The sequence below is a fragment of the Tissierellales bacterium genome (assembly GCA_035301805.1).
In the GTDB taxonomy this organism is placed as follows: Bacteria; Bacillota; Clostridia; order Tissierellales; family DATGTQ01; genus DATGTQ01.
The window spans coordinates 1-3169 of sequence record DATGTQ010000156.1 but is presented as its reverse complement, the minus strand read 5'-3'; the positions used below and the strand labels follow the sequence as shown (position 1 = coordinate 3169).

General features: G+C 28.1%; 4 protein-coding genes. All 4 read left to right on the top strand.

The window, feature by feature from the left end; all coding sequences use genetic code 11:
* The first annotated feature begins 22 nt into the window (after positions 1 to 22).
* Complete coding sequence (gene hflX, locus VK071_07980; GenBank protein HLR35246.1) at positions 23 to 1312, top strand: GTPase HflX; 1290 nt, start codon at positions 23 to 25, stop codon at positions 1310 to 1312.
* A 4-nt stretch (positions 1313 to 1316) separates the two neighbouring features.
* Positions 1317 to 1961, top strand: coding sequence for a HEAT repeat domain-containing protein (locus VK071_07975; protein HLR35245.1), 645 nt, complete (start codon positions 1317 to 1319; stop codon positions 1959 to 1961).
* 128 nt (positions 1962 to 2089) lie between these two features.
* On the top strand, positions 2090 to 2533 hold the full coding sequence (locus VK071_07970; GenBank protein ID HLR35244.1) for an NUDIX hydrolase: 444 nt from the start codon (positions 2090 to 2092) through the stop codon (positions 2531 to 2533).
* Between the two features lie 84 nt (positions 2534 to 2617).
* Positions 2618 to 3169: YigZ family protein (locus tag VK071_07965; GenBank protein ID HLR35243.1), on the top strand; the 552-nt coding region annotated here is incomplete at its 3' end.

The window sequence follows — 3169 nt, the reverse complement described above, 5'->3', positions numbered from 1 at the left end:
TGTTAATATAACAGGAGGTCATATGTTGATATATAATAAAATTTCAAAGGAAAAAGTATTAATTGTAGGAGTAGAATTAATAGATGATCCTATAGATATTGATAGTTCTATGGAAGAGTTAAGTGAATTAGTAAAGGCGGCTTATGGAGAAGTAGTGGCTCAAATTGTTCAGAAAAGAGCTACTATAGATTCAGCTTTTTTTATAGGAAAAGGGAAGGTGGAGGAAATATCTAGTTATTGTAATAAACTAGATATTGACACAGTAGTGTTTAATGATGAATTATCAGGAGCACAGTTGAGGAACTTAGAAGATATTATAAATAGAAAGATAGTAGATAGAACTAATTTAATACTGGATATTTTTGCTAATAGAGCTACTACAAAAGAAGGTAAATTACAAGTTAAATTAGCACAATTAAATTATAGATTACCTAGGCTTGTAGGTTTTAGAGATTACCTTTCAAGAGAAGGTGGCGGTATTGGAACTAGGGGACCAGGAGAACAAAAATTAGAAACAGATAGACGTCATATATTAAGGGAAATTAATAATATTGAAAAAGAATTAAAAAGTATTGAAAAAAGAAGAGAAGTAACAAGAAAGAGAAGATTAAATTCAAAATTACCAATGGTTGCCCTTGTTGGTTATACTAATGCTGGAAAGTCAACTTTACTAAATAAAATAATTGAAAAAAATGAAGATTATGATGTTAAGAAAAGAGTTTTTGTATATGATATGCTATTTGCTACACTAGATACGGCTTTTCGCAGAGGAACATTACCTAATGGGCAAGATTTTTTAATTACCGATACAGTTGGATTTGTTAGTAAGTTGCCTACTAATTTAATAGAGGCTTTTAAAGGTACCTTAGAGGAAGTACAATATGCTGATGTAATACTTCACGTAGTAGATGCATCTAATAAAGACTTAGATATACAATTAAAGACTACCTACAATATATTAAAAGAATTAGAAGTATTAAATAAACCTATAATAACAGTATTTAATAAAATTGATAAAGTAAATATAGACGGTATATTTTATGAAAATAATTATATCGATAATAAAGTATTTATTTCTGCAACTAAAAATAAGAATTTAGAAGAATTATTAGAAATGATAGAAAAACTATTACCACAAAAATTTACTGAAGTTACCTTACAAATACCCTATGACAAACAAGATATTTTAGCCTATATATGTGATAACTACGATGTAGAAAAACTAGAGTATTTAGAGTATGGAAGTTTAATAAAAGTAAGTTTAAACCAAATAGATTATGAAAGATATAAGGCATTTGAGAAAATTAGGTGATATTATGAATAGTAAAATTTCTTGGAATAATATTAAAAATTTAAAAGAACATTATATAACCTATTTGCTATATAAGGAAGGAAAATCTATAGATACCATTTCTATTATTAGAAGATTAGACAAAAAACAAGTAGAAAATCATATTATAAAAACTAAAATAGAACTAAATACTAGGAGAAAAAAGAAACCGGATAAATTAATCAGTATAATAAGTATGTCTAAAGATAGAAGAGTTAGATATTTAGAAAAGATCAGTGAAAAAGACAAAGACGATTTAGCTGCTGAAATTTATAAGCGATATGTATCTTTCAAAAATTATGAAGATAGAATGATACTTATATGGCTTATAGGAGAACTTAGAAATGAAAAATTACTTCCACTTTTAAGAATGGAACTGTCCAGTAATAATGGTAATTTAAGAAGGCTATCCTGTTCTGCGTTGGGTAAAATAGGCAATAAGGATACTAAGGAATGGTTAGAAAATGTTTTAAACGATAGTAATGCCCAGGTAAGACAATATTCAGCAAAAGCTTTAGGGAATATAGGGGATGAAGAATCTATTAAACTTTTAGAACCTTTGTTAGAAGATGAAAAGTCTTATGTAAGAAGGGATGCAAAGGTTTCCATAGAAAAAATAAAAAAACTTTAAAAAGTGGGTTATATTTTATTTCTTAGCATATAATAAATAATGAAAGATAAAGATTTAATATTCCATTGCAATAATTCTGAAAATAGGGTATTATAAAAATAAGAAAATAAAAGGAGGCGATAGGACTAATGATTGTGAGAAATTGTGCAGGTGGAGTTGTGTTCCGAGAGGATAAAGTATTTATACTAAAAAATGATAAAGAACAATGGGTGTTACCTAAGGGAAAAATTCGTAATGGTTTACTTCCTACTGAAACGGCTATTAGTCGTGTAGAGTTTGAGACTGGTGTAAAGGCCAATATTGTTTCAACAGCGGGGGAAACTAGTTACGAATTTTTTTCTTTATCTAGAGAACAACCAGTTTATAATATGGTGACCTGGTATATCATGGAAGCTGAAGACGATAAATTTAAAGTTAATAAAGAAGAAGGATTTAGGGATGGCGGTTTCTTTTCGGTAGAAAAAGCTATAGAAATGATATCTCATAATCAAGATAAATCCCTTGTAAACCTATCTTATAAAAAATATATAGATTTGAAAGAAGACTTTGATACAAATAGGGCTTATGCATAAAAGGGTAAATACATACCCTTTTATTTTTTTTATTTACAAACAATGTTATAATAGCTATAAGACATGTTGTATGGAGGTTTTAAAATGGAGAATAGCTATAAAACTGTATATAAAGATGGAAAAGATGAAATTTCTATTAAGAAATCTAGGTTTATAGGATATGGAGCCCCTATTTCTAATGAAGATGAAGCTTTAAAATTTATTGAAAAAATTAAATCTATACATAGGGATGCTACTCATAATGTTTATGCCTATGTTTTAGGAAAGGATAGTAATATACAAAGATTTAGTGATGACGGTGAACCTGGTGGTACAGCAGGTATTCCAGCTTTAGAAGTGCTAAAAAAAGAAGACCTTAGAAATGTTGTTGTTGTAGTAACAAGATATTTTGGAGGAACAAAACTTGGTGTTGGTGGACTTATTAGAGCCTATACAAAGGGAGCAAAAATAGGAATTAATGCAAGTATGATTATTGAAAAAGTTCTTCATACTAAATTAAAACTTAGAATTGACTACACATTATATGGGATTCTAGAAAATTATCTATTAAATAAAGAAATTATTATAGAAAATATAGTTTATGATGATGCTGTCAAAATAACAGTATTTATAAGAAAAGATGAGGAGGATAGTTTT

Coding starts and splice junctions, on each gene's coding strand:
- hflX (HLR35246.1), top strand. CDS start 23: ATGTTGATATATAATAAAATTTCAAAGGAAAAAGTATTAATTGTAGGA.
- VK071_07970 (HLR35244.1), top strand. CDS start 2,090: ATGATTGTGAGAAATTGTGCAGGTGGAGTTGTGTTCCGAGAGGATAAA.
- VK071_07975 (HLR35245.1), top strand. CDS start 1,317: ATGAATAGTAAAATTTCTTGGAATAATATTAAAAATTTAAAAGAACAT.